Origin of the sequence: Pantoea phosphatilytica, from assembly GCF_051025615.1 — a bacterium.
Lineage (GTDB): Bacteria > Pseudomonadota > Gammaproteobacteria > Enterobacterales > Enterobacteriaceae > Pantoea.
Genome location: NZ_JBPFDF010000001.1, coordinates 1424707 through 1445866 on the forward strand (window position 1 = coordinate 1424707; position 21160 = coordinate 1445866).

Here is a 21160-nt window from a genome sequence, read left to right on the forward strand (position 1 = left end):
TTCGCTGTTCCGGTGACGCGGTCTGTTCAGGCAGGATGATGACAGCCCGGCTTCGCAGGCAGGGCGTTGTTCAGCACATGAAGGTAACGCGGTGAATATTCAGGCACTTCTTTCCGAAAAAGTCAGTCAGGCAATGGTTTTAGCCGGCGCGCCCGCCGATTGCGAACCTCAGGTTCGTCAGTCCGCACGGGTTCAGTTTGGAGACTATCAGGCTAACGGCATCATGGCCGTGGCGAAAAAGCTGGGACAGGCTCCGCGACAGTTAGCGGAAGCGGTGATCCAGCACCTCGATCTGACCGGTATCGCCAGTAAAGTTGAAATCGCCGGCCCGGGCTTCATCAATATCTTTCTTGACCACGCCTGGCTGGCAAAACATGCCCGCGAAGCGCTGACGCTGCCGCGTCTGGGCGTGCAGCTGGCTGAACCCCAGACCATTGTGGTGGATTACTCTGCGCCTAACGTGGCGAAAGAGATGCACGTCGGCCACGTCCGCTCCACCATCATCGGTGATGCGGCGGTACGTACGCTGGAGTTTCTGGGTCACAATGTAATCCGCGCCAACCACGTCGGCGACTGGGGTACGCAGTTCGGTATGCTGATTGCGTTCCTGGAAAAGCAGCAGAATGAAGATCACGCCGAGATGGCGCTCGCCGATCTCGAAGGCTTCTACCGTGAAGCCAAACGCACCTATGACGAAGATCCTGAATTTGCCGAGCGCGCGCGCGGTTACGTGGTGAAACTGCAGGGCGGCGATGAATATTGCCGTCAGATGTGGAAGAAGCTGGTTGACATCACCATGAGTCAGAACCAGAAAATCTACGATCGAATGAACGTCACGCTGACGCGCAACGATGTGATGGGTGAAAGCCTTTACAACGATATGCTGCCCGGCATCGTCGCCGATCTGAAGCAGAAAGGCCTGGCGGTCGAGAGTGAAGGCGCGACGGTGGTGTTCCTGGATGAGTTCCTGAACAAAGAAGGTGAGCCGATGGGCGTCATCATCCAGAAAAAGGATGGTGGCTATCTCTACACCACCACGGACATCGCCTGTGCGAAATACCGCTATGAAACCCTGAAAGCCGACCGCGTGCTCTACTACATCGACTCCCGTCAGCACCAGCATCTGGTGCAGGCCTGGACTATCGTCCGTAAAGCGGGCTACGTGCCGGAATCGGTGCCGCTGGAGCACCACGCGTTTGGCATGATGCTGGGCAAAGATGGCCGTCCGTTCAAGACCCGCAGCGGCGGTACCATCAAGCTCGCCGATCTGCTGGATGAAGCCTGGCAGCGTGCTTACACGCTGGTGCGTGAGAAGAACCCGGAGATGAGCGAAGAGGAAGTGAAAGCGCTGGCCGAAGTGGTGGGGATCAGTGCGGTGAAATATGCCGACCTCTCCAAGAGCCGCACGACTGACTACATCTTCGACTGGGACAATATGCTGGCCTTCGAAGGCAACACGGCGCCTTACATGCAGTACGCCTACACCCGCGTGCTCTCCGTGTTCCGCAAGGCGGGCATCGACGCCGGATCGCTGGATGCGGAGATCGTAATTAGCGAAGAGCGCGAAGCGCAGCTCGCTACACGTCTGCTTCAGTTTGAAGAGATCATCATGCAGGTGGCGCGTGACGGGACGCCGCACGTCATGTGTGCCTACCTTTACGATCTGGCCGGGCTGTTCTCGGGCTTCTATGAGCACTGCCCGATCCTCAGTGCCGAATCAGAGGCCATCCGTCTGAGCCGACTGCAACTGGCCGCGCTGACTGCGAAAACGCTGAAGCAGGGTCTGGATACGCTGGGCATCGATACCGTCGAGCGCATGTAATCCCGGAAACGGAGAGGACTCCCCTCTCCGTTTTTGATCCTGCCCTTCTTATCGCCTCCTTCTCAGCCGCAGGATGACCTGATGTCTGTAGCCACGCACCTTATCAGCAGTCACCTTCCCTCGATTAAGCAGCTGCAGTGTTTCCTGGCCGTCGCGCACGAGCTTAACTTTCGCCGGGCTGCAGAACGGCTCAGCATGACGCAGCCGCCGCTGACCCGACAGATTCAGAGTCTGGAAGGTCTGCTGGGGCAGGCGCTGTTTGATCGCAATACGCATGCTGTGACGCTGACCCATGCGGGCCAGGCTCTGGTGGGGAAAGCGGAAGCGATCCTGAGTGCGCTGAGCGCGCTGAAGCAGGAGGCACAGCCCGCGCCTTCCCGTGTGCGCATCGGCCTGACCCGGACACTGAACATTGAACGGATTGCGCCCCTCAGCCGGCAGCTTGCGGAGCTGCACGCCCGCGATGAGATAGAGATGCCCAGCCAGACCTCTCTCCAGCTGTTGCAGAGCCTGATCCGAAACAACCTGGATCTGGTCATTACCGGCGAAAAAGGATCGGAGAGCCTGCGATACGTATGGCTCTGCCGCGAGCCACTGCTGGCGGCGATACCCGCCGCGCACGCGGCCAGCCGGGAAGCGCAGGTTTCGCTGGCGATGCTGGCTGACCTGCCGCTGTTCTGGTTTACGCGCAGTGCCAACCCGCTGTTTTATGATAAATGTGAGCGCTACTTTTCCACGCTGAACTTTGCCCTCAGGCGCGTCAGGGAGCCGGATGACGCTCTGCTGATGCTGTCGCACATTGCCCGCGGCAAAGGCTTTGCCCTGCTGCCGCAGTCGAAATGTACCTTTGAACAGGCAGGACTCTGCTACCGTCCGCTTACCGCCGATGCCAGCGGGCCGCTGGCGATTGATGTGTACGCCGCCATTCGTGCTGATGAAAAGCGCGAGGCGGTTCTCACTGCCCTGCACCACCTCTCTCCCTGATCACCCAGCCGCTTAGCGTGGCGCAGAGAATCCGTCGCTGCCCTTTTCGCTACCGCCCTGCGTGGTGATACCTTTTTTGCATAACGCAAAGAGCAATTCAGTGTCACCGGCGGGAGTGGAACAATCGCCGCTCACTCACGAGGAGAGACAATGGAAAAGCGAACCTTAGGTCAGGATCTGGAAGTCAGCGCAATCGGCTATGGCGCGATGGGGCTCAGCGAATTTTATGGTCAGACCGATGACCGTCAGTCACTGCAACTGCTGAACACGCTGCACGACCTGGGCATCACCTTTATCGACAGCGCCGATCTCTATGGTCGCGGTCACAATGAGCAGCTGATCGGGCAGTTTCTGTCCGGGCTGAGGCCGGCCGATCGGCTGAACGTCAGCGTTGCCACCAAATGCGGTATTGAGCGCCCGGCTGAAGAGGCGTATGCCCGTACCATCAATAATCAGCCCGACTACATTACCCGCTGCTGCGAGGCCTCCCTGAAACGGCTGGGTGTCGAACGTATCGATCTCTTCTATCTGCATCGCATCAGCCCGGTGACGCCGATTGAGGAGAGCATGCAGTGCCTCAGCCGTCTGGTGCAGGCGGGAAAAATCGCCCGCATCGGGTTATGTGAAGCCGCCGCATCGACGCTTGCGCGGGCCCATGCTGTCCATCCGCTGACCGCTCTGCAGACGGAGTATTCACTCTGGACGCGTGACATTGAAGAGCAGATCCTGCCAATGGTGAAGCAACTCGGTATCGGCCTGGTGCCCTACTCACCGCTGGGCCGGGGCTTTCTGACCGGGAAATACCGCAGGAACAGCGATTTTGCCGAAGGCGATTTCCGCAAAAACAATGACCGCTTCCGCCAGGAAAATCTCGACCACAATCTGCGACTGCTGAATGTGATGACGCCGCTGGCAGAAAAATATCACGCGACCACCGGGCAGATCGCGCTCGCCTGGCTGCTGGCTCAGTATGAAAAGATTGTGCCGATTCCGGGCACTAAACAGCTGACCTATCTGACCGAGAATGCGAAAGCCGCCGATCTGATACTGGACGCGGACGATATCCGGTTGCTGAACACCCTCCATCAGCAGGTGGAGATAAAAGGCGGTCGTTACTCTGAAGAAGGCATGAAAGGCGTTAACGCCTGAGGAGTTGTGGCGCACTAGCGCACCGTGCTGCGGTGCGTTGATCTCATTTCACCCTGATACAGGGGGTGATCCGGTGGCGATGTTAAGAAACATTAAAGGCTGAATCCGCCCCCTGAAGGGTACGCTTCGATCCGGGTCAATGAGCAACAGCGGCTGATCTTCAGATGAATCGAAGGCAAGGCCGTCGGCCTTTTCTGGATAAACATTGTTATAAAACGCACAGGTAATGCGCGGCTTCAGGTGCGGTCGGGCAGCATGAAATCCCCTCTTTCCGCTCAGTGAATAAAGAGAGCAAAACTATGGATCAGGCAACCCGTAAACCGGCTACCTTTATGACGCAGAAAGAGAATCAGGTGGCATAAAACGCGCTGCCACGCTGGCGGCACAGGGGCGTTAAGCGGGCGTATCCTGAGGAGTGGCAGCCCGCACCATTATGAAAAGGAATGCTGTCGTTATTGGCTGACTCGCGCAGGGTGATGGCAGCAGAGCGTCACTTACTCGTAATTCACCATCACTTCGCTGCTGACCACCCGTAATCCGGGCGGCAGCGCCCCGCTGCCGGCAAAGCCAAACACCATGTGCAACGTTTCGCTGGCGTTCAGGTGAGCCAGCCCGCGCGTGATGCCGCTGGCGCCCTCCAGCGTTGTGCAGCGCTGCTCACCGCACAGCCGCACCTCCAGTCCCGAGGGGGCCGGTCGGCTCAGCTGATAACGCCAGCTGATGACGCTGACCTCACCCGCGATATCCGCAGGCGGAACCAGCGGCTGCGAACGCTGCCAGCTGCCGCGATTCGCCAGCGGCGGGCCGCTGGCACTGGCGTTCCATGCGCCGCCGCCCGCCTGCGCCGCCAGAGGCAGCAGCATCAGCGCCAGGATTAGCCCACGCATTATTTGCCTCCGATCGTTGCCGTCATGCGGATCTGGCGGTTATCGCTCAGCTCCAGATTAGAGAGCACCACCAGTTGCGGCAGATTGCGGCGCAGGAAGCGCGCCAGCAGCGCCCGCAGCGGATGATTGACCAGCAGCACCGGCGGCGCACCCAGCATCTCCTGACGCTGCAGGGCCGCCTGAGCCTGACTTAACAGCCGGTCGGCCAGGCCCGGCTCCAGTCCGCCGCCGCCCTGCAACGCCTGCAGCAGCAGGCGTTCCAGCGTGGAATCCAGACCGATCACCTGCACCTCGTCGTTGCCCGGGAACCACTGCTGCGTAATCGCGCGGCCCAGCGCCACACGAACCACGCTGGTCAGCTCCTGCGGATCGCTCTGCACCGGCGCATGTTCCGCCAGCGTCTCGATAATGGTGCGCATATCGCGAATCGACACCCGCTCAACCAGCAGGTTCTGCAGCACCTTATGCAGCGTGGTCAGCGTAATCACGCCTGGCACCAGATCTTCGGTCAGCTTCGGCATCTCCTGCGTCACCCGATCCAGCAGCTGCTGCGCTTCCTGACGGCCAAACAGCTCGCTGGCATACTGACCAATCAGATGGTTCAGGTGGGTCGCCACAACGGTACTTGCCTCCACCACGGTAAAGCCCTGAATCTGCGCCTGCTCTTTCAGCGCGCTATCGATCCAGACCGCCGCCAGCCCAAAGGCGGGATCGACCGTCGCTTCGCCCGGCAGCGAACCCGCCGCCGTACCGGGGTTAATCGCCATCCAGCGCCCGGGATAGGCATCACCGCTGCCAATCTCCACGCCTTTCATCAGAATGCGATAGCGTGCCGGTGGCAGCTCCATATTGTCGCGGATATGCACCACCGGCGGCAGGAAACCGACATCCTGCGCCACTTTCTTACGGATACTGCGGATACGGCCCAGCAGTTCGCCGTTTTGCTGATGATCGACCATCGGAATCAGGCGATAGCCCACTTCCATGCCCAGCGTGTCTTCCAGCTGCACATCGGTCCAGGAAGCCTCCGTCGTGGCGGGGGTATCCGGCGTTTTGGTGATGCCGCCTGTCACTTCCGGTTTTTTCTTCGGCTGCATTTCGCGGCCACGCAGCCACCAGGCCAGCCCCAGCAAGGCGGCAGTGAAGAGCAGGAAGACGAAGTTCGGCATACCAGGCACCAGACCCAGCAGGCCAATCACCCCGGCGCTGAGCATCAGAACCCGCGGATCTTTGAACAGCTGCGTCACCATCTGCTCGCCGACATCCTGATCGGTGGCAACGCGCGTCACGATAACACCGGCTGCGGTTGAGATAACCAGCGCCGGGATCTGCGCAACCAGACCATCACCGATGGTCAGCAGCGTATAGGTCTCGGCAGCATGTCCCGCATCCATCCCGTGCTGAACCACGCCCACCAGCAGGCCGCCGATGACGTTGATCACCATAATCATGATCCCGGCAATGGCATCACCGCGAACGAACTTACTGGCACCATCCATCGAACCGTAGAAGTCCGCTTCCTGGGTAACTTCGGCACGACGGCGCTTGGCCTCATCCTCACCGATCAGACCGGCGTTGAGGTCGGCGTCAATCGCCATCTGCTTACCGGGCATCCCGTCCAGCACAAAGCGTGCGCCCACTTCGGCGATACGACCGGCACCCTTGGTAATGACCATAAAGTTGATGATGACCAGGATGATAAACACCACGATCCCGATGGCGAAGTTACCGCCTACCAGAAAGTGGCCGAACGCTTCAACCACCTGACCGGCCGCTGCGGCACCGGTATGCCCTTCCATCAGGATGATACGGGTGGAGGCCACGTTCAGTGCCAGGCGCAGCAGGGTTGAGAAGAGCAGAATGGTCGGGAATGCCGCAAACTCCAGGGTTCGCTGGGTGAACATCGCCACCAGCAGGACCATGATCGACAGTGCGATGTTAAAGGTGAACAGCAGATCGAGGATGAACGGCGGCAATGGCAGAACCATCATCGACAGGATCATCATGATCAGCACCGGCCCGGCCAGCACCTGCCACTGCATATCTTTCAGGTTGCCCGGTAAACGTAGTTTTGCGGCCAGGTTATTAGCCATCGTTTTTGCTCTCTCCTGCAAAGTCCATCTCTGCCGGCACCGGCAGGTTTTTAGGTTTGGCTGGGATCAGGCCGCCTTCGCGCTTCCAGCGACGCGACTGCCAGACCCACGCCAGCACTTCGGCCACGGCCGCATAGAGCGCGCCGGGAATGTGCTGACCAATCTCAGTGTGACGGTATAACGCACGCGCCAGCGGCGGTGCTTCCAGAACCGGGATGCGGTGTTCGGCACCCAGTTCACGAATTCTCAGGGCGATTTCACCCGCGCCTTTGGCAATCACTTTTGGCGCACTCATCTTCTTCTCGTTATATTGCAGCGCCACCGAGTAGTGCGTCGGGTTCGTCACGATGACGTCGGCTTTAGGCACATCGGCCATCATGCGGCGGCGGGCGGCGGCACGCATCTGCTGGCGGATACGCCCCTTCACATGCGGGTCACCCTCCTGCTGTTTGTGCTCGTCGCGGATCTCCTGCATCGACATCTTCAGCTTTTTGAAGTGGCTGTAGAGTTGCCAGAAGACGTCATACCCCACCATCGGGACCAGCCCCAGCATGACCAGCGAACAGCAGACCGCGATCATCTCCATGCCGTGAATGAGCGCGGTGACCGGTGATTCGCTGATCAGCCGGAGCATCTCGGGCCAGTGGCTCCAGATGTACCACCAGCCCACGGCACCGACTAAGATCGTTTTGAGGATGCCTTTAAACAGTTCGGTCCAGGCCTGAGCGGCAAACATGCGTTTGAAGCCCGCCATCGGGCTGAGTTTTTTCAGGTCGAACTTGATCGATTTTCCGCTGAATACGATGCCACCGAGCAGCATGGGGGCCGCGATCGCCACCAGCACCAGGCCGCCCATCAGCGGCAGCAGCGCCATCAGTGCCTGGGTAATCAGGCTGCCGATATGGCCGACAATAATCTTATCGTCCCTGACCATGCCGTGGTCAAAGCGCAGTCCGGTGGCCACCATCGCCGCCAGCCGGTGCGCCATCATGTTGCCGCCAATCCACAGGATCATGATGCCTGCCAGCAGCATCAGTAAGGATGTCAGTTCGCGCGAACGCGGAATCTGGCCCTCTTCACGCGCTTTCTCAAGTCGGTGGGCCGTGGGCGATTCTGTTTTGTCCTCGTCACTTTCTTCAGACACGACAAACCTCGGTTGGCAGGAATTCTGAGCATAGGATGCCAAATCTGGCTTAAGTCAAAGCGGGGATAAGATGGGGAAAACAGGCGTTCTTTCGGGGATGAGTCTGACAATGCGGAACGGGGCCACCGTCGGGGTGCCCCTGTATTGCTTAACCGCTGGCCGATCGGCCGCCCGCAGGCGGGCGATCGGAGGATTAGAATCCTAAGCTGTCCAGCAGGTCATCAACCTGATCCTGGTTCGCGACCACGCCTGGTGCATCGGCGTGGATCTGCGGACCGTTCAGCAGGCTGGTGCCCTCCTGACGCTTCTCGGCGCTGACTTCTGGCATGTTTTCCAGCAGCACCATCAACAGCTGGCGCTCGATCTCCTGGATCACATCCATCATGCGCTTGATAACCTGGCCGGTAAGATCCTGGAAATCCTGCGCCATCATAATGGCAAGCAGTTGCTTGTTGGTAAATGAGGTATGCTCGGGAACATCGGTGAGGAATGCGCGCGTATCCGTCACCAACTCACGCGCATCGCTCAGCTCGATTGGGTTCTCGAACCACTCATCCCAACGTTTTTTCAGCTGGGTTGCCCCGGCTTCCATTTTATCCTGATGAGGTTGTGCTGCTTCAACGCAGTTCAACGCACGATCGGCGGCCTGCGCGGTCATCTGTACAACGTAGTCCAGACGATCACGGGCATCAGGAATGGCTTCAGCCGCATCGGCAATGGCTTTATCCAGTCCCAGCTCGCGCAGACTGTCGCGCAGCATACGCGTCAGAGAGCCAATGCGGGTAATGATGTCGTGTGCCGAGGCATCCATCGTTGGTTTCGGAAGGTCGCTCATCACATCTCCTTACATGCCCAGTTTTTCGAAAATTTTACCCAGCTTCTCTTCCAGGGTAGCCGCCGTGAATGGCTTCACGACATAGCCGCTGGCTCCCGCCTGGGCGGCGGCGATAATGTTCTCTTTCTTCGCTTCCGCAGTGACCATCAACACCGGCAGTGAACTCATCGCCGCGTCGGCACGAATGGTCTGCAGCAGCTGCAGGCCATCCATGTTTGGCATGTTCCAGTCGGAAATCACGAAGTCGAAACCACCCGCTTTCAGTTTGCCGAGGGCATCCACACCATCTTCCGCTTCTTCTACGTTATTGAAGCCCAGCTCTTTCAGCAGGTTACGTACAATACGACGCATCGTATTGAAGTCGTCTACTACCAAAAAGCGCATGTTTTTATCAGCCATATCTACTCCTGAGTTGTCTCGCCCGGCAGGACGGGCCTGTTAAATACGCAATGCCTGTCCGGCGCTAATTTTCGCCAGCATATGCTGGCTGATGTTGCTTAAATCCACGACTTCGCTCACGCCGCCTGTGGCAATCGCCTCACGCGGCATGCCAAATACCACACAACTGGCTTCATTCTGGGCGATGGTCCAGGCACCCGCCCGGTGCATCTCCAGCATTCCGGCGGCCCCGTCGTTGCCCATGCCGGTGAGGATCACCCCCACCGCATTCCGGCCTGCGTTGATTGCCACCGATTTAAACAGCACATCCACGGAAGGTTTGTGCCGGTTAACCGGTGGCCCTTCATTTAGCTTCACCACATAGTTGGCCCCGCTGCGGGCCAGCTCCATGTGCATCGCGCCCGGTGCGATATAGGCGTGGCCCGGCAGAATACGCTCACCATCTTCCGCCTCTTTTACCGTGATCTGGCAGAGCTTGTTCAGACGCTCGGCAAAAGAGCGGGTAAAGCCTGGCGGCATATGCTGCGTGATCAATAACGCCGGGCTGGTCGCCGGTAGCGGCTGCAGCACATGGCGTATCGCCTCGGTGCCACCGGTGGAGGAGCCAATCGCAATCAGCTTCTCACTACTCAGCAACGGCCCCGCTTTCAGCGAGGCGGGCACCGGCATCGCGGCACGGTTATGCACGCGGGCACGGGCAGCCGCACGGATTTTGTCGCCAATCATCTGGCTGTAAGCCAGCATCCCTTCACGGATCCCGAGCTGCGGCTTGGTAACGAAATCGACCGCGCCCAGCTCCAGTGCCCGCAGGGTGATTTCAGAGCCTTTGCCGGTCAGCGATGAGACCATCACCACGGGCATCGGCCGTAACCGCATCAGTTTTTCCAGGAAATCGAGGCCATCCATGCGCGGCATTTCCACATCCAGTGTCAGCACCTGCGGATTAAACTGCTTAATCAGATCGCGGGCGACCAGCGGATCGGGCGCCGTAGCGACCATCTCCATATCCGGATGGCTGTTGATGATTTCTGTCATCAACTGCCGCATCAGCGCAGAGTCATCCACGCACATCACGGTGATTTTGCTCATCATCTTTCCTTCGTCAGTCCATAGACGGTTTGTCCACGCAGCCAGAACTCTTTACTGATCTGGCTGAAGTTTTCAGAGTGACCGGCAAACAGGATGCCGCCGGGCTTCAGCAGCGGGACAAACCGACGCAGAATCTTCTCCTGCGTCTCTTTATCGAAATAGATCATCACATTGCGACAGAAAATGGCGTCAAACGGTCCCGGCAGCGACCACTCATTTGCCAGCAGGTTAAGCTGCGCATAGGTGACCATATTGGTCAGCTCGGGTCGCGCCCGCACCATCCCCGCATGGGGACCGGTGCCGCGCAAGAAGAAGCGCTGCATCTGAGCCGGTGACAGCGTGCGCAGCTCCTCCTGGCGATAGACACCCGCTACCGCTTTTTCCAGCACCTGGGTGTCGATATCGCTGGCATGAACCTGAAACTTACCTGGCCCGGTGCCCAGCGTTTCCGCCAGGGTCATGGCGATGGAGTACGGCTCCTCACCGGTTGACGCAGCCGTGCTCCAGACGCTGTAGTTGCCGTGACGCTTGCGCGCGTGCTCCGCCAGAATCGGAAAGTGATGCGCTTCGCGAAAGAACGCGGTCAGGTTCGTGGTCAGGGCGTTAATAAAGGCCTGCCACTCGGCGCTGTTGGGGTCGGACTCCAGCAGCGCCAGGTAACGACCAAAATCGTCAATATTCAGCGTGCGCAGACGACGAACCAGGCGGTTGTACACCATCTCACGTTTGTGGTCGGCCAGTACGATACCGGCACGCTGATAGATCAGCTGGCTGATACGGCGAAAATGCGTATCGGAGAGCGGTAAACGCTGCACCATCTGCGACAGCAGCGTTGTCGTCTCGTTTTGATCTAATACTGTCGATTTCTTCATCATTGCACCTGGCCCGAACTGAATAGAATAACTGTCTGCTGCGATGCCCGGCGGCTTCATGGCGGCCGGGCGACGGGCGATTAAAAGGTTTCCCAGTTGTCGTCGCTGCGTGCCGCAGCGGAACGACCAACGGCTAACGGTGCGTCTGACTGGCGCGTTTTTATCGCCGTTGTCTTGTTAACGGCCTGAGCGACAAATTCTTTACCAATATTGAACACTGAAACCGCTTGTTTGAGATGACTTGCCTGATCTTCGAGCGCGGCAGCCGCCGCAGCGGACTCTTCCACCAGCGAGGCGTTCTGCTGAGTAACGCGATCCATCTCGGTAACGGCCAGGCCCACCTGGTCGATACCACGGCTCTGCTCGTCTGATGCTGAGGCGATTTCACCCATGATGTCGGTGACGCGGGTGACCGCGCTGACGATATTGCTCATGGTGTCACCGGCGCTCTCTACCAGCACCGAACCGGTATTCACACGGCTGACCGAATCCTCAATCAGGCTCTTGATCTCTTTGGCCGCCTGGGCGCTACGCTGCGCCAGGCTGCGCACTTCTCCTGCCACCACCGCGAAGCCTCGCCCCTGTTCACCGGCACGCGCAGCTTCCACTGCGGCGTTCAGCGCCAGGATATTGGTCTGGAAGGCGATACCGTCGATTACGCTGGTGATATCCGCAATTTTTTTGGAGCTGCCGGCAATCTCTTTCATGGTGGTGACCACGCCATCCACCACTTTGCCGCCCTGCTGCGCGGTTTCGGAGGCGGTCAGCGCCAGCTTCGACGCCTGACGGGCGTTTTCGGCATTCTGCTTCACGGTCGCCGTCAGCTCCTCCATGCTGGCCGCCGTCTGCTCCAGCGCGGCAGCCTGCTGCTCAGTGCGTGAAGAGAGGTCGTTGTTGCCGATGGAGATCTCGCTGGCGCCGGTATAGATGGCTTCCGAGCCGTCGCGTACGGTACGCACGGTGCGCACCAGCTCCTGCTGCATATGCTGTAATGAGGTCAGCAGGTCGCCAATTTCATTACGGACGTTAATCTCAACAGGCTGGGTCAGGTCGCCGCGTGCGATGTGCTGGATATGTTCAATACTCTGACGCAGGGGGCGGATCAGCACCGTGCGCATCAGGTTCCAGACCAGGATAATCATCAGCAGCGTAACGGCGAGCGTTGCGATGACGATGGTGATAGAACGGCTGTAAGCCTGCTGGTTAGCTTCCACACCCTGCTGGGCCAGCTCTTTGTTATGCTCCAGCCAGGCGCTGTAATCTTTCTGAAACTTGTCCTGATAGCTCTGGGTCGGTTGATCCACAAACCCTTTGAAGTTGCCGGTGGTGAAGAAAACCATCAGCTCGGCCAGCGCATCGTGATAGGCCTTGTAATTCGCCTGCAGCGTCAGAACGTTTTCGGCTGTTTTGCCCTGCTCTGACAGGTTGTCGTTAAAGATCTGATAGTTTACTTCCGCCTGTTTCAGCTCCTCGCCTGCCAGTGCCACCAGATCTTTTACGCTGGCACCGGAACCTGACATCTGCGCATCCTGCAGAAAACGAATACCGGCGCGGTTCAGGGTGTTGCGCGCCTGAACCAGCGAAACCCATGAAGTGCCCATCGCCTGTTGCAGGGTGTTTAAACGCTGGTTATAAGCAAAATTCTCTTTATCTGAACTGACCGTTTTAAAAAACATACCACCGGAAAAGAGCTGCAGCAGCGCAAAGAGCGCCAGCACACACAGCAGGCCGGTAACAACACGAACTCGACTAAACATAAACACCTCATTGGTTGGCGATTCGTGTTTATTTATCGGCGGCGAGGGGGGGAACTTTATGCACAGCGACGGCTTAACGCCGCCGCTGTGGTGGACGGGGGGAAAATCAGGCGCGGGAAATCCTGAAAACAGAGACCGCCTGGGTCAGTACGCTGGCCTGCTGCTCCAGCGCGGCGGCCGCGGCGGCTGACTCCTCAACCAGCGAGGCGTTCTGCTGCGTCACCCTATCCATCTCGGTGACGGCCTGCCCGACCTGCTCAATACCGCGACTCTGCTCATCGGAGGCAGAGGCAATCTCGCCCATGATGTCAGTCACGCGGGTCACGGCACCCACGATCTCACTCATGGTGCTGCCGGCGCTTTCCACCTGCAGTGAGCCGCTGTTAACGCGGGAGACGGAGTCTTCAATCAGCCCTTTGATCTCTTTGGCCGCCTGGGCGCTGCGCTGCGCGAGGCTGCGCACTTCCCCGGCGACGACGGCAAAACCGCGCCCCTGCTCTCCGGCCCGGGCCGCTTCCACTGCCGCGTTCAGCGCCAGGATGTTGGTCTGGAACGCGATGCCGTCGATCACGCTGATGATGTCGGCGATCTTCTTCGAGCTACCCGCGATCTCTTTCATGGTGGTCACCACGCCATCCACTACTTTGCCGCCCTGCTGCGCGGTTTCAGAGGCGGTCAGCGCCAGCTTAGACGCCTGGCGGGCATTGTCAGCATTCTGCTTCACGGTCGCGGTGAGCTGCTCCATACTGGCTGCGGTCTGCTCCAGCGAGGCGGCCTGCTCTTCGGTGCGGGCAGAGAGGTCATTGTTGCCGGCGGCGATTTCGCTGGCGCCGGTAAAGATGGCATCCGAACCGTCGCGCACGTTGCCCACCGTCATCACCAGCGACTGCTGCATCTCATGGATCCCGGCGGCCAGCTGGCTCATCTCATTGCGTCCTTCCACCACAATCGGCTGCGTCAAATCCCCGGAGGCGATAGTGCGAATCTGCACCAGCAGCTGCTGCAGCGGCTGAATCAGTACCTGACGCAGGCCAAACCAGCAGGTGATAATCACCGCCAGCACGACCACGCCAATGGTCGCCAGCAGCCACATCATCTGCGTAAAGGCTTTCTGATTCTGCGCCATACCCTGATCGGAGAGCGCGGTCTGGCGGGCCCGCCACTGGTCATAACTGCCCTGCATGGCAACCTGCTTCTGTTCAATGTTCTCTCTGAACATCCCTTCCAGATCGCGCGCCTGCAGACTCTTTACCATCGCCTTCAGGCCATTCTCGTAGCTGGCGTAGTCGGCTTCCAGCTTATCGCCCAGGGTTTCATCCAGGCCCGGCGTGGTCGGCAGGTGGTAGTAGATCTTAAAGTGGCGATCGGCTTCCACTAACTGTTTCTGTGCTTTCGCGATCAGCTCATCAAGCTGACCGCCGTTCATCTGCGAGGCCATGCTGGTCTGCAAGCGCAGCATGCCGCGGTTGAGTGTGGTACGGCTGTTGTTTAACGAGATATAGGCGTCCGTCATCTCGGTGACATTGCGATTAGAGACCTGCGACAGTGCAAAGGCCGTTTTGTCTTTGTTGAGTGCTGACCAGAAAAGGCTGCCAGAAAGTAACTGGAGTGCGCCAAAGATCACCAGTACCGCGATAAGACTGGTGACCACTTTTATTTTTTTTAACATCTTGTTCCCCTGCAGGTTGATTAAGGTGCAGCGGCTATATCGGCGCAGTTACGCGATTAATTAACGCTTTTCGACGCTTTCCGGTAAGAATGCGCTTTTGTAACTATTTTTATCATTCAGGAGGGCTGAGGTTGCGGAAGCGCCGCAGGCGGAGGCTGCGCATCCCGCAGAATGCGCAGCCTGTTTTCAGAAGGTTTCCCAGTGGGTATCACTGACCGGCGCGGTCAGCGCTTTGCGCGGCGTCTGTGCCGCCGTAGCAGGCGCCGCAATCGGCAGATGTTTCGTCAGGCTCTGCTGCACGGTGTCGCGTTTGATTCTGAACAGGGCAACAGACTGGCTTAACCGGCTGGCCTGATCTTCCAGCGAGGCGGCAGCCGTGGCGGACTCCTCAACCAGTGAGGCGTTTTGCTGGGTCACGCGATCCATCTCGGTGACCGCCTGGCCGACCTGATCGATGCCGCGACTCTGTTCATCTGACGCCGAGGCGATCTCGCCCATGATATCGGTGACGCGTGTAACCGCATTGACGATGTCACTCATGGTTTCGCCTGCGGTGCCGACCAGCTGAGAACCGATATTGACCCGGTTAACAGAGTCATCGATCAGCCCCTTGATCTCTTTGGCTGCCTGCGCACTGCGCTGAGCCAGGTTGCGCACCTCGCCCGCGACCACCGCAAAACCGCGCCCCTGTTCACCCGCGCGCGCAGCTTCCACCGCAGCGTTCAGTGCCAGAATATTGGTCTGGAAAGCGATGCCATCGATCACGCTGGTAATGTCGGCAATCTTTTTCGAACTGCCCGCGATGTCACTCATGGTTTTCACCACCCCATTGACCACGCTGCCCCCTTTCTCTGCCGTTTCCGACGCGCTGAGCGCCAGTTTCGACGCCTGACGGGCATTTTCGGCGTTCTGTTTTACCGTGGCCGTGAGCTGCTCCATACTGGCCGCGGTCTGCTCCAGGGAGGCCGCCTGCTGTTCCGTACGGGCAGAAAGATCGTTGTTACCGGCGGCGATTTCACTGGCACCGGTCAAAATCGCATCTGACCCTTCACGCACCTGGGTGACGGTCCGCACCAGAGACTGCTGCATGTCGTGCAGGCTGGCCGCAAGCTGCGCCATCTCGTTGCGCCCCACTACCACAATCGGCTGGGTCAGATCGCCCTGGGCGATGTGCTGAATATGATTGATGCTGCTGTTCAGAGGGGTCAGCACGATGCGGCGCAGTCCGGCCCAGCAGAGCACGATCACCGCAAGCACTGCGGCCATAATGCACGCCAGGACCCACATCATACTGCTGTATGCTTCGCTGTTCTTCTCCACACCCAGCATCGCCAGGCGATTCTGGTCGGCACGCCATTCGCGGTAAAGCGTCAGGAAGGCGCTCTGGCTGGGGGCGACCGGGATTTTTCCGGCAGCCGCCAGATCGCTGGCCTGCAGCGCGTTTTGCATGCTGTTCAGTGCGGCAGCATAGTCGTTAAAACGCTGGTCGAGCTGACGGTTAAGCTGCGGGTCCGATCCCGGTGTATCCGGCGTGGATTTATAATCTTTGTAGTAGCCGTCAGCCGCCTGCAGAAAACCTTTGCTCTCCCCGAAGAGACCGGCCACGTCCGCCGTTTTTCCCTCCAGTTTGCTGGTCGCGAAGCGCAGCTGAATGCGGGTCAGCAGCACACGACTCTGGTTAAGGCTCATATAGGCATCATTGAGCGACTGCGTGTTTTGCGTTGCCAGCTGCGAGACAGCGAAGCTCTCTTTATCGTGGCTTAACGCCGAATAGAAAACAGAACCGGACAAGGCCTGCAGCAGCCCAAAGACCAGCAACACCAGAAACAGGCTGGTGACAACACGGATTTTCGTTAACATAATTAACCCTGACAAAAGTAGGTGATTAAGGGGTGACGCAAAGGTTATCGGCAGCAGCGGGCGGGAAATTAGGATCAGATCGTGCTGAGATGATGATTTTAAAAGGATTTATTGCGAGATGAAACTATCACGGGCCGGTTATGACCGGCCCGTTATGCGGGAATTACGCGCTACGCAGGTTATCGACCAGCGCCATCTCGTCGCTGCTCAGCAGCTTCTCGATGTCGACCAGAATCAGCATACGTTCACCCAGCGCACCCAGACCCGTCAGGTACTCGGTGGACATGGTGACAGCGAACTCCGGCGAAGGACGGATCTGATCCTGGGTCAGAGAGAGCACATCTGACACACCATCAACCACGATACCGACCACACGGCTTTCCAGATTCAGCACGATGACCACGGTGTTCTCATTGTACTCCACATCGGGCTGCGCAAATTTCACGCGCAGGTCGATAATCGGCACGATCACACCGCGCAGGTTCGTGACGCCGCGGATGAAATCAGGGGTATTCGCGATGCGCGTGACCTGATCGTAGCCGCGAATTTCCTGAACCTTAAGGATATCGATGCCGTACTCTTCGTCGCCGAGTGTGAAGACCAGAAACTCCTGACCCACAGTTTCGTCAGCGATTTTTGTCACGGTTGCCATTCCATTCATAATATTTACCCTTTCGTTATCAATCAGGCGGCAGCGCCGGCCACACGTTTTTCACGGTTAAGTGACTGCAGTGCTGAAACATCAACAATCAGCGCCACGCTACCATCACCCAGAATGGTTGCTGCTGAGATGCCCGGCACCTTGCGATAGTTACTTTCCAGGTTCTTCACTACCACCTGATGCTGACCAATCAGCTGATCGACCAGCAGCGCGTAGCGTTTGCCCGCGCTCTGCAGGATCACCACAATGCCCTGTGTGGCTTCGGTTTTCGCGCCCTGCACATCAAAGACGTTCCACAGCTCGACCAGCGGCAGATATTCGCCACGCACTTCCAGCACGCACTCGCCACCGGCCAGCGGTTTCAGCTCTTCGGCGCGCGGTTGCAGCGATTCCATCACCGCATTCAGCGGCAGGATAAAGACTTCATCAGCTACCCGGACGGACATACCATCCAGGATCGCCAGCGTCAGCGGCAGCAGGATACGGATGGTGGTGCCTTTGCCCTGCTTCGAGGCGATTTCGACGTGACCGCCCATCTCCTGAATGTTTCGTTTCACCACGTCCATTCCGACGCCGCGCCCTGACACATCCGTCACCTGTTCGGCGGTGGAGAAGCCCGGCGCGAAGATCAGCATGCCGACCTCTTCGTCGCTCATATTTTCATGGACCGGCAGGCCGGAAGAGAGCGCCTTGGCCAGAATACGTTCACGGTTCAGACCTGCACCATCGTCTGAGACTTCGATGCAGATGTTGCCGCCCTGATGTTCCGCAGAGAGCGTCAGATTACCGGTTGCCGTTTTACCGGTTGCCAGACGTTTCTCCGGCGTTTCGATGCCGTGGTCAAGGCTGTTACGCACCAGATGCGTTAACGGATCGATGATGCGCTCAATCAGGCTCTTGTCGAGTTCGGTTGAGCTGCCCAGCAGCGTCAGTTCGACCTCTTTGCCCAGTTTGCTGGCCAGGTCACGCACCAGACGCGGGAAGCGGCTGAAGACATATTCCATCGGCATCATACGAATCGACATGACCGATTCCTGCAGGTCGCGGGCGTTACGCTCCAGCTGACCCATGCTGTTCAGCAGGTCGCCATGCGCCACCGGATCCAGTTCACCGGAACGCTGAGCGAGCATTGACTGGGTAATCACCAGTTCGCCTACCAGGTTGATCAGCTGATCGACCTTCTCGACCGCCACACGGATACTGGTGGATTCGCTCGATTTGGCTGGCGCCGCAGCGCGCTTGCTCTCCCGCTTCACCGCTGCCACCGGCAGTTCGGTGACGCTGGCGGTATGGACCTCTTCAACCTGGGGTGCAGCGGCCAGCGCCACCGGAGCGGCTGTGGCATTGTCGGCTTCAGGGAAGCGGATCTGCGCTTCGTCGATAACGAAACAGAGCACGGCGACGATGTCATCTTTACCCACGCCATCGATGCAGACATCCAGCGTGCTGGTGCCCTTCTTCACGTCGGTCAGGGTGCCAAGATTGCTCATCTCTTCCAGCATCAGATCGACCTCTTTCTCTTTGAGATCGATCAGCTGAACACGCAGGCCGCCGGTGCTGGCCGCGCCTGCGCTCACCGGTTCAGCAGTGGCCGCGACAGCAGGGGCAGGCACGTCAACCGGCAGACCTTTTGCCTCCAGCGCCAGCTGGCGCAGTGCTTCACAGATATATTTGAAGCTCTCCGCGTTAGGCTCCTGCGCGGTTTTATAAGCATCGAGCTGTTCCTGCATAATATCTTTGGTTTCCAAAAACAGGTTGATGATGTCGGTGCTGAGCTGCATCTCGCCGCGACGAGCACCATCCAGAATGTTTTCCAGGATATGAGTCGTTTCCTGTAATACCGTAAAACCAAAGGTTCCGGCCCCACCCTTGATGGAGTGAGCGGCACGGAAGATGGCGTTGAGCTGCTCCGAATCTGGCTCCTGTGGGTCAAGACCCAGCAGGTGTTGTTCCATATCCGCTAATAGCTCATCGGCTTCATCAAAAAACGTCTGGTAAAAATCGCTGATGTCCATACTCACGGGAATCACCTCGGTTGTGAGGGGGCTGCTGTATTCACCGCGCTGCCTGGTGTTGCCAGCGGTGCGCGAATCTGTTCAATCGCCGCCGGATCGCTGATCTGGACGGCATCACTTTCTGCATTTTCTTTTTCTATTGCTGCTTCGGTGTCGTGGTTCAACACCAGCAGGCTGATGCGGCGGTTTACTGCGTCATTCCCGCCGCGATTTTTCAGGCGCATGGTGTCGGCCATGCCTAACACCCGTAAAACTTTGCCGCTATCCAGACCGCCCATCACCAGTTCCCGGCGGGAGGCGTTGGCGCGGTCGGCCGACAGTTCCCAGTTGCTGTAGCCTTTTTCGCCGCTGGCATACTGAAAATCGTCGGTATGTCCGGCCAGGCTGATGCGGTTAGGAATGTCATTCAGAATCGGCGCTATCGCGCGCAGAATGTCGCGCATGTAGGGCTCAACCTCGGCCCGGCCGGTCTTGAACATCGGGCGGTTCTGACTGTCGATAATCTGAATACGCAGCCCCTCTTCCACCATGTTGATAATCAGATGCGGACGCAGCGTTTTCAGGCGCGGGTCGGCTTCAATCATCTGGTCCAGCTTTTCACGCAGCCGGTTAAGTCGAATCTCATCCAGCTGACGTTTCTGGGCATCCATATCGACAGCCTTTTTTACTTCGCCCTCTTTTTTCGTCGGATCGTCACCGCCACCCGGAATGGGACTTTCGCTGTCACTGCTGCGCGCCCCGCCGGTAATCGCCACCTTCAGCGGCGTTTTGAAATACTCTGCGATCTGCACCAGCTGCTGCGGGTTGGCGATCGACAGCAGCCACATCACCATAAAAAAGGCCATCATCGCCGTCATAAAGTCGGCGTAGGCAATCTTCCACGATCCGTGGCTGCCTTCATGGCCTTTATGTTTGCGCTTTTTGATCAGCACAATTGGGCGATTGCCGTGTTTCATGAAGTCTCGTCCGAAGTTTGTTTAGCCGGGTTCTTGGCGTTACGCACATGCTCTTCCAGTTCGCTGAACGACGGGCGCTCGGCGGAGTAAAGCGTTTTACGACCAAATTCCACCGCAATCTGTGGCGCATACCCGTTGAGGCTCGACAGCAGAGTCACCTTGATGCACTGCATCATCTTGGTGGTTTCCGCACACTTCTGGCGCAGCACCGACGACAGTGGCGAGATAAAGCCATAAGCCAGCAGGATCCCCAGGAAGGTGCCCACCATCGCGTGGGCCACCAGCGCACCCAGCTCTGCCGCCGGACGGTCAGCTGAGGCCAGCGCGTGCACAACCCCCATCACCGCGGCCACGATACCGAAAGCCGGCAGACCGTCACCCACCGCAGCAATACTTTGCGCTGGTACGTCACACTCGTGTTCGTAGGTCTCGATCTCTTCATCCATCAACGCTTCGATCTCAAAGGCGTTCATGTTGCCGCTCACCATCAGGCGTAAATAGTCAGTAATAAAATCCACTAACTGTTTATCGGCAAGAATACGGGGATAATTAGCAAAAATTTCGCTCTGGCTGGGATCTTCAATATCGCGTTCCAGCGATAACATCCCCTGCTGACGCGACTTTGCCATCAGGCGATATAGCAGCGCCATTAGATCCATGTAAACCGCTTTGTTGTATTTTGACCCGCGAAATAATAAAGGCAGCGCCTTCATCGTTTTTTTAATCGACTTACCGTTGTTGCCGACTAAAAAAGCACCGGCACCGGCGCCCCCGATCATTAATAATTCGGCCGGCTGATAAAGCGCGCCCAGATGGCCACCTACCAGCGCGTATCCGCCTAACACGGAGCCTAAAACAACCAGGTAACCTATAATTATCAGCACAAAAATTCCTTACGTCCGAAACGTGTTGGTGGAAGTGACGCCAGCGCCGCAGCTGTTATTCCTGAACCGCAAGCAAAAAAAAGC

General features: G+C 58.2%; 17 protein-coding genes. 3 read left to right on the forward strand and 14 right to left on the reverse strand.

The features are described 5' to 3' along the window. Positions 1 to 91: 91 nt before the first annotated feature. From argS to ACR6AS_RS07045, 3 genes are all read left to right on the forward strand, one after another. Positions 92 to 1822 (forward strand): arginine--tRNA ligase, encoded by a 1731-nt coding sequence (argS, locus tag ACR6AS_RS07035; RefSeq protein WP_111139798.1) that lies wholly within the window; start codon positions 92 to 94, stop codon positions 1820 to 1822. Positions 1823 to 1903: 81 nt separating this feature from the next. Beyond that, entirely contained in the window at positions 1904 to 2806 is a 903-nt protein-coding gene (locus ACR6AS_RS07040) for a LysR family transcriptional regulator (RefSeq protein WP_111139799.1), read from the forward strand. Between the two features lie 150 nt (positions 2807 to 2956). Then, the gene (locus tag ACR6AS_RS07045) at positions 2957 to 3955 is read left to right on the forward strand and encodes an aldo/keto reductase (protein ID WP_293771342.1); all 999 of its coding nucleotides are present in this window, start codon (positions 2957 to 2959) and stop codon (positions 3953 to 3955) included. Positions 3956 to 4449: 494 nt separating this feature from the next. Here ACR6AS_RS07045 and flhE read toward each other — a convergent pair whose 3' ends face one another. The 14 genes from flhE to motA all read right to left on the reverse strand — a co-directional run bounded on the left by flhE (position 4450) and on the right by motA (position 21076). Beyond that, entirely contained in the window at positions 4450 to 4842 is a 393-nt protein-coding gene (gene flhE, locus ACR6AS_RS07050) for a flagellar protein FlhE (RefSeq protein WP_111139801.1), read from the reverse strand. After that, a complete protein-coding gene (flhA, locus tag ACR6AS_RS07055) occupies positions 4842 to 6935 on the reverse strand; it encodes a flagellar biosynthesis protein FlhA (RefSeq protein WP_111139802.1) in 2094 nt (697 codons plus the stop codon). Before flhA ends, flhE begins: the two co-directional genes overlap by 1 nt. Further along, on the reverse strand, positions 6928 to 8079 hold the full coding sequence (gene flhB, locus ACR6AS_RS07060) for a flagellar biosynthesis protein FlhB (protein ID WP_111139803.1): 1152 nt from the start codon (positions 8077 to 8079) through the stop codon (positions 6928 to 6930). The genes flhA and flhB overlap by 8 nt, the downstream gene beginning before the upstream one ends. 193 nt (positions 8080 to 8272) lie before the next feature. Further along, complete coding sequence (gene cheZ / locus ACR6AS_RS07065) at positions 8273 to 8914, reverse strand: protein phosphatase CheZ (RefSeq protein WP_111139804.1); 642 nt, start codon at positions 8912 to 8914, stop codon at positions 8273 to 8275. A gap of 9 nt (positions 8915 to 8923) precedes the next feature. Then, positions 8924 to 9313, reverse strand: coding sequence for a chemotaxis response regulator CheY (gene cheY / locus ACR6AS_RS07070; RefSeq protein ID WP_010258559.1), 390 nt, complete (start codon positions 9311 to 9313; stop codon positions 8924 to 8926). Positions 9314 to 9352: 39 nt separating this feature from the next. Beyond that, positions 9353 to 10402, reverse strand: coding sequence for a protein-glutamate methylesterase/protein-glutamine glutaminase (locus ACR6AS_RS07075; RefSeq protein WP_293772093.1), 1050 nt, complete (start codon positions 10400 to 10402; stop codon positions 9353 to 9355). Then, positions 10402 to 11274: a protein-glutamate O-methyltransferase CheR gene (cheR, locus tag ACR6AS_RS07080; RefSeq protein WP_111142288.1), complete on the reverse strand. Its 873-nt coding sequence runs from the start codon at positions 11272 to 11274 to the stop codon at positions 10402 to 10404. The genes ACR6AS_RS07075 and cheR overlap by 1 nt, the downstream gene beginning before the upstream one ends. A gap of 80 nt (positions 11275 to 11354) precedes the next feature. Continuing rightward, entirely contained in the window at positions 11355 to 13031 is a 1677-nt protein-coding gene (locus ACR6AS_RS07085) for a methyl-accepting chemotaxis protein (protein ID WP_293771351.1), read from the reverse strand. A gap of 106 nt (positions 13032 to 13137) precedes the next feature. Next, a complete protein-coding gene (locus ACR6AS_RS07090; RefSeq protein ID WP_111142240.1) occupies positions 13138 to 14700 on the reverse strand; it encodes a methyl-accepting chemotaxis protein in 1563 nt (520 codons plus the stop codon). A gap of 186 nt (positions 14701 to 14886) precedes the next feature. After that, on the reverse strand, positions 14887 to 16560 hold the full coding sequence (locus ACR6AS_RS07095; protein WP_293771356.1) for a methyl-accepting chemotaxis protein: 1674 nt from the start codon (positions 16558 to 16560) through the stop codon (positions 14887 to 14889). 163 nt (positions 16561 to 16723) lie between these two features. Then, positions 16724 to 17221, reverse strand: coding sequence for a chemotaxis protein CheW (gene cheW / locus ACR6AS_RS07100; RefSeq protein ID WP_111141558.1), 498 nt, complete (start codon positions 17219 to 17221; stop codon positions 16724 to 16726). Positions 17222 to 17244: 23 nt separating this feature from the next. Continuing rightward, entirely contained in the window at positions 17245 to 19236 is a 1992-nt protein-coding gene (cheA, locus tag ACR6AS_RS07105; RefSeq protein WP_199560036.1) for a chemotaxis protein CheA, read from the reverse strand. Positions 19237 to 19247: 11 nt separating this feature from the next. Then, complete coding sequence (gene motB, locus ACR6AS_RS07110; RefSeq protein WP_111141560.1) at positions 19248 to 20192, reverse strand: flagellar motor protein MotB; 945 nt, start codon at positions 20190 to 20192, stop codon at positions 19248 to 19250. Then, complete coding sequence (motA, locus tag ACR6AS_RS07115) at positions 20189 to 21076, reverse strand: flagellar motor stator protein MotA (protein WP_111141562.1); 888 nt, start codon at positions 21074 to 21076, stop codon at positions 20189 to 20191. The genes motB and motA overlap by 4 nt, the downstream gene beginning before the upstream one ends. Positions 21077 to 21160 lie beyond the last annotated feature (84 nt).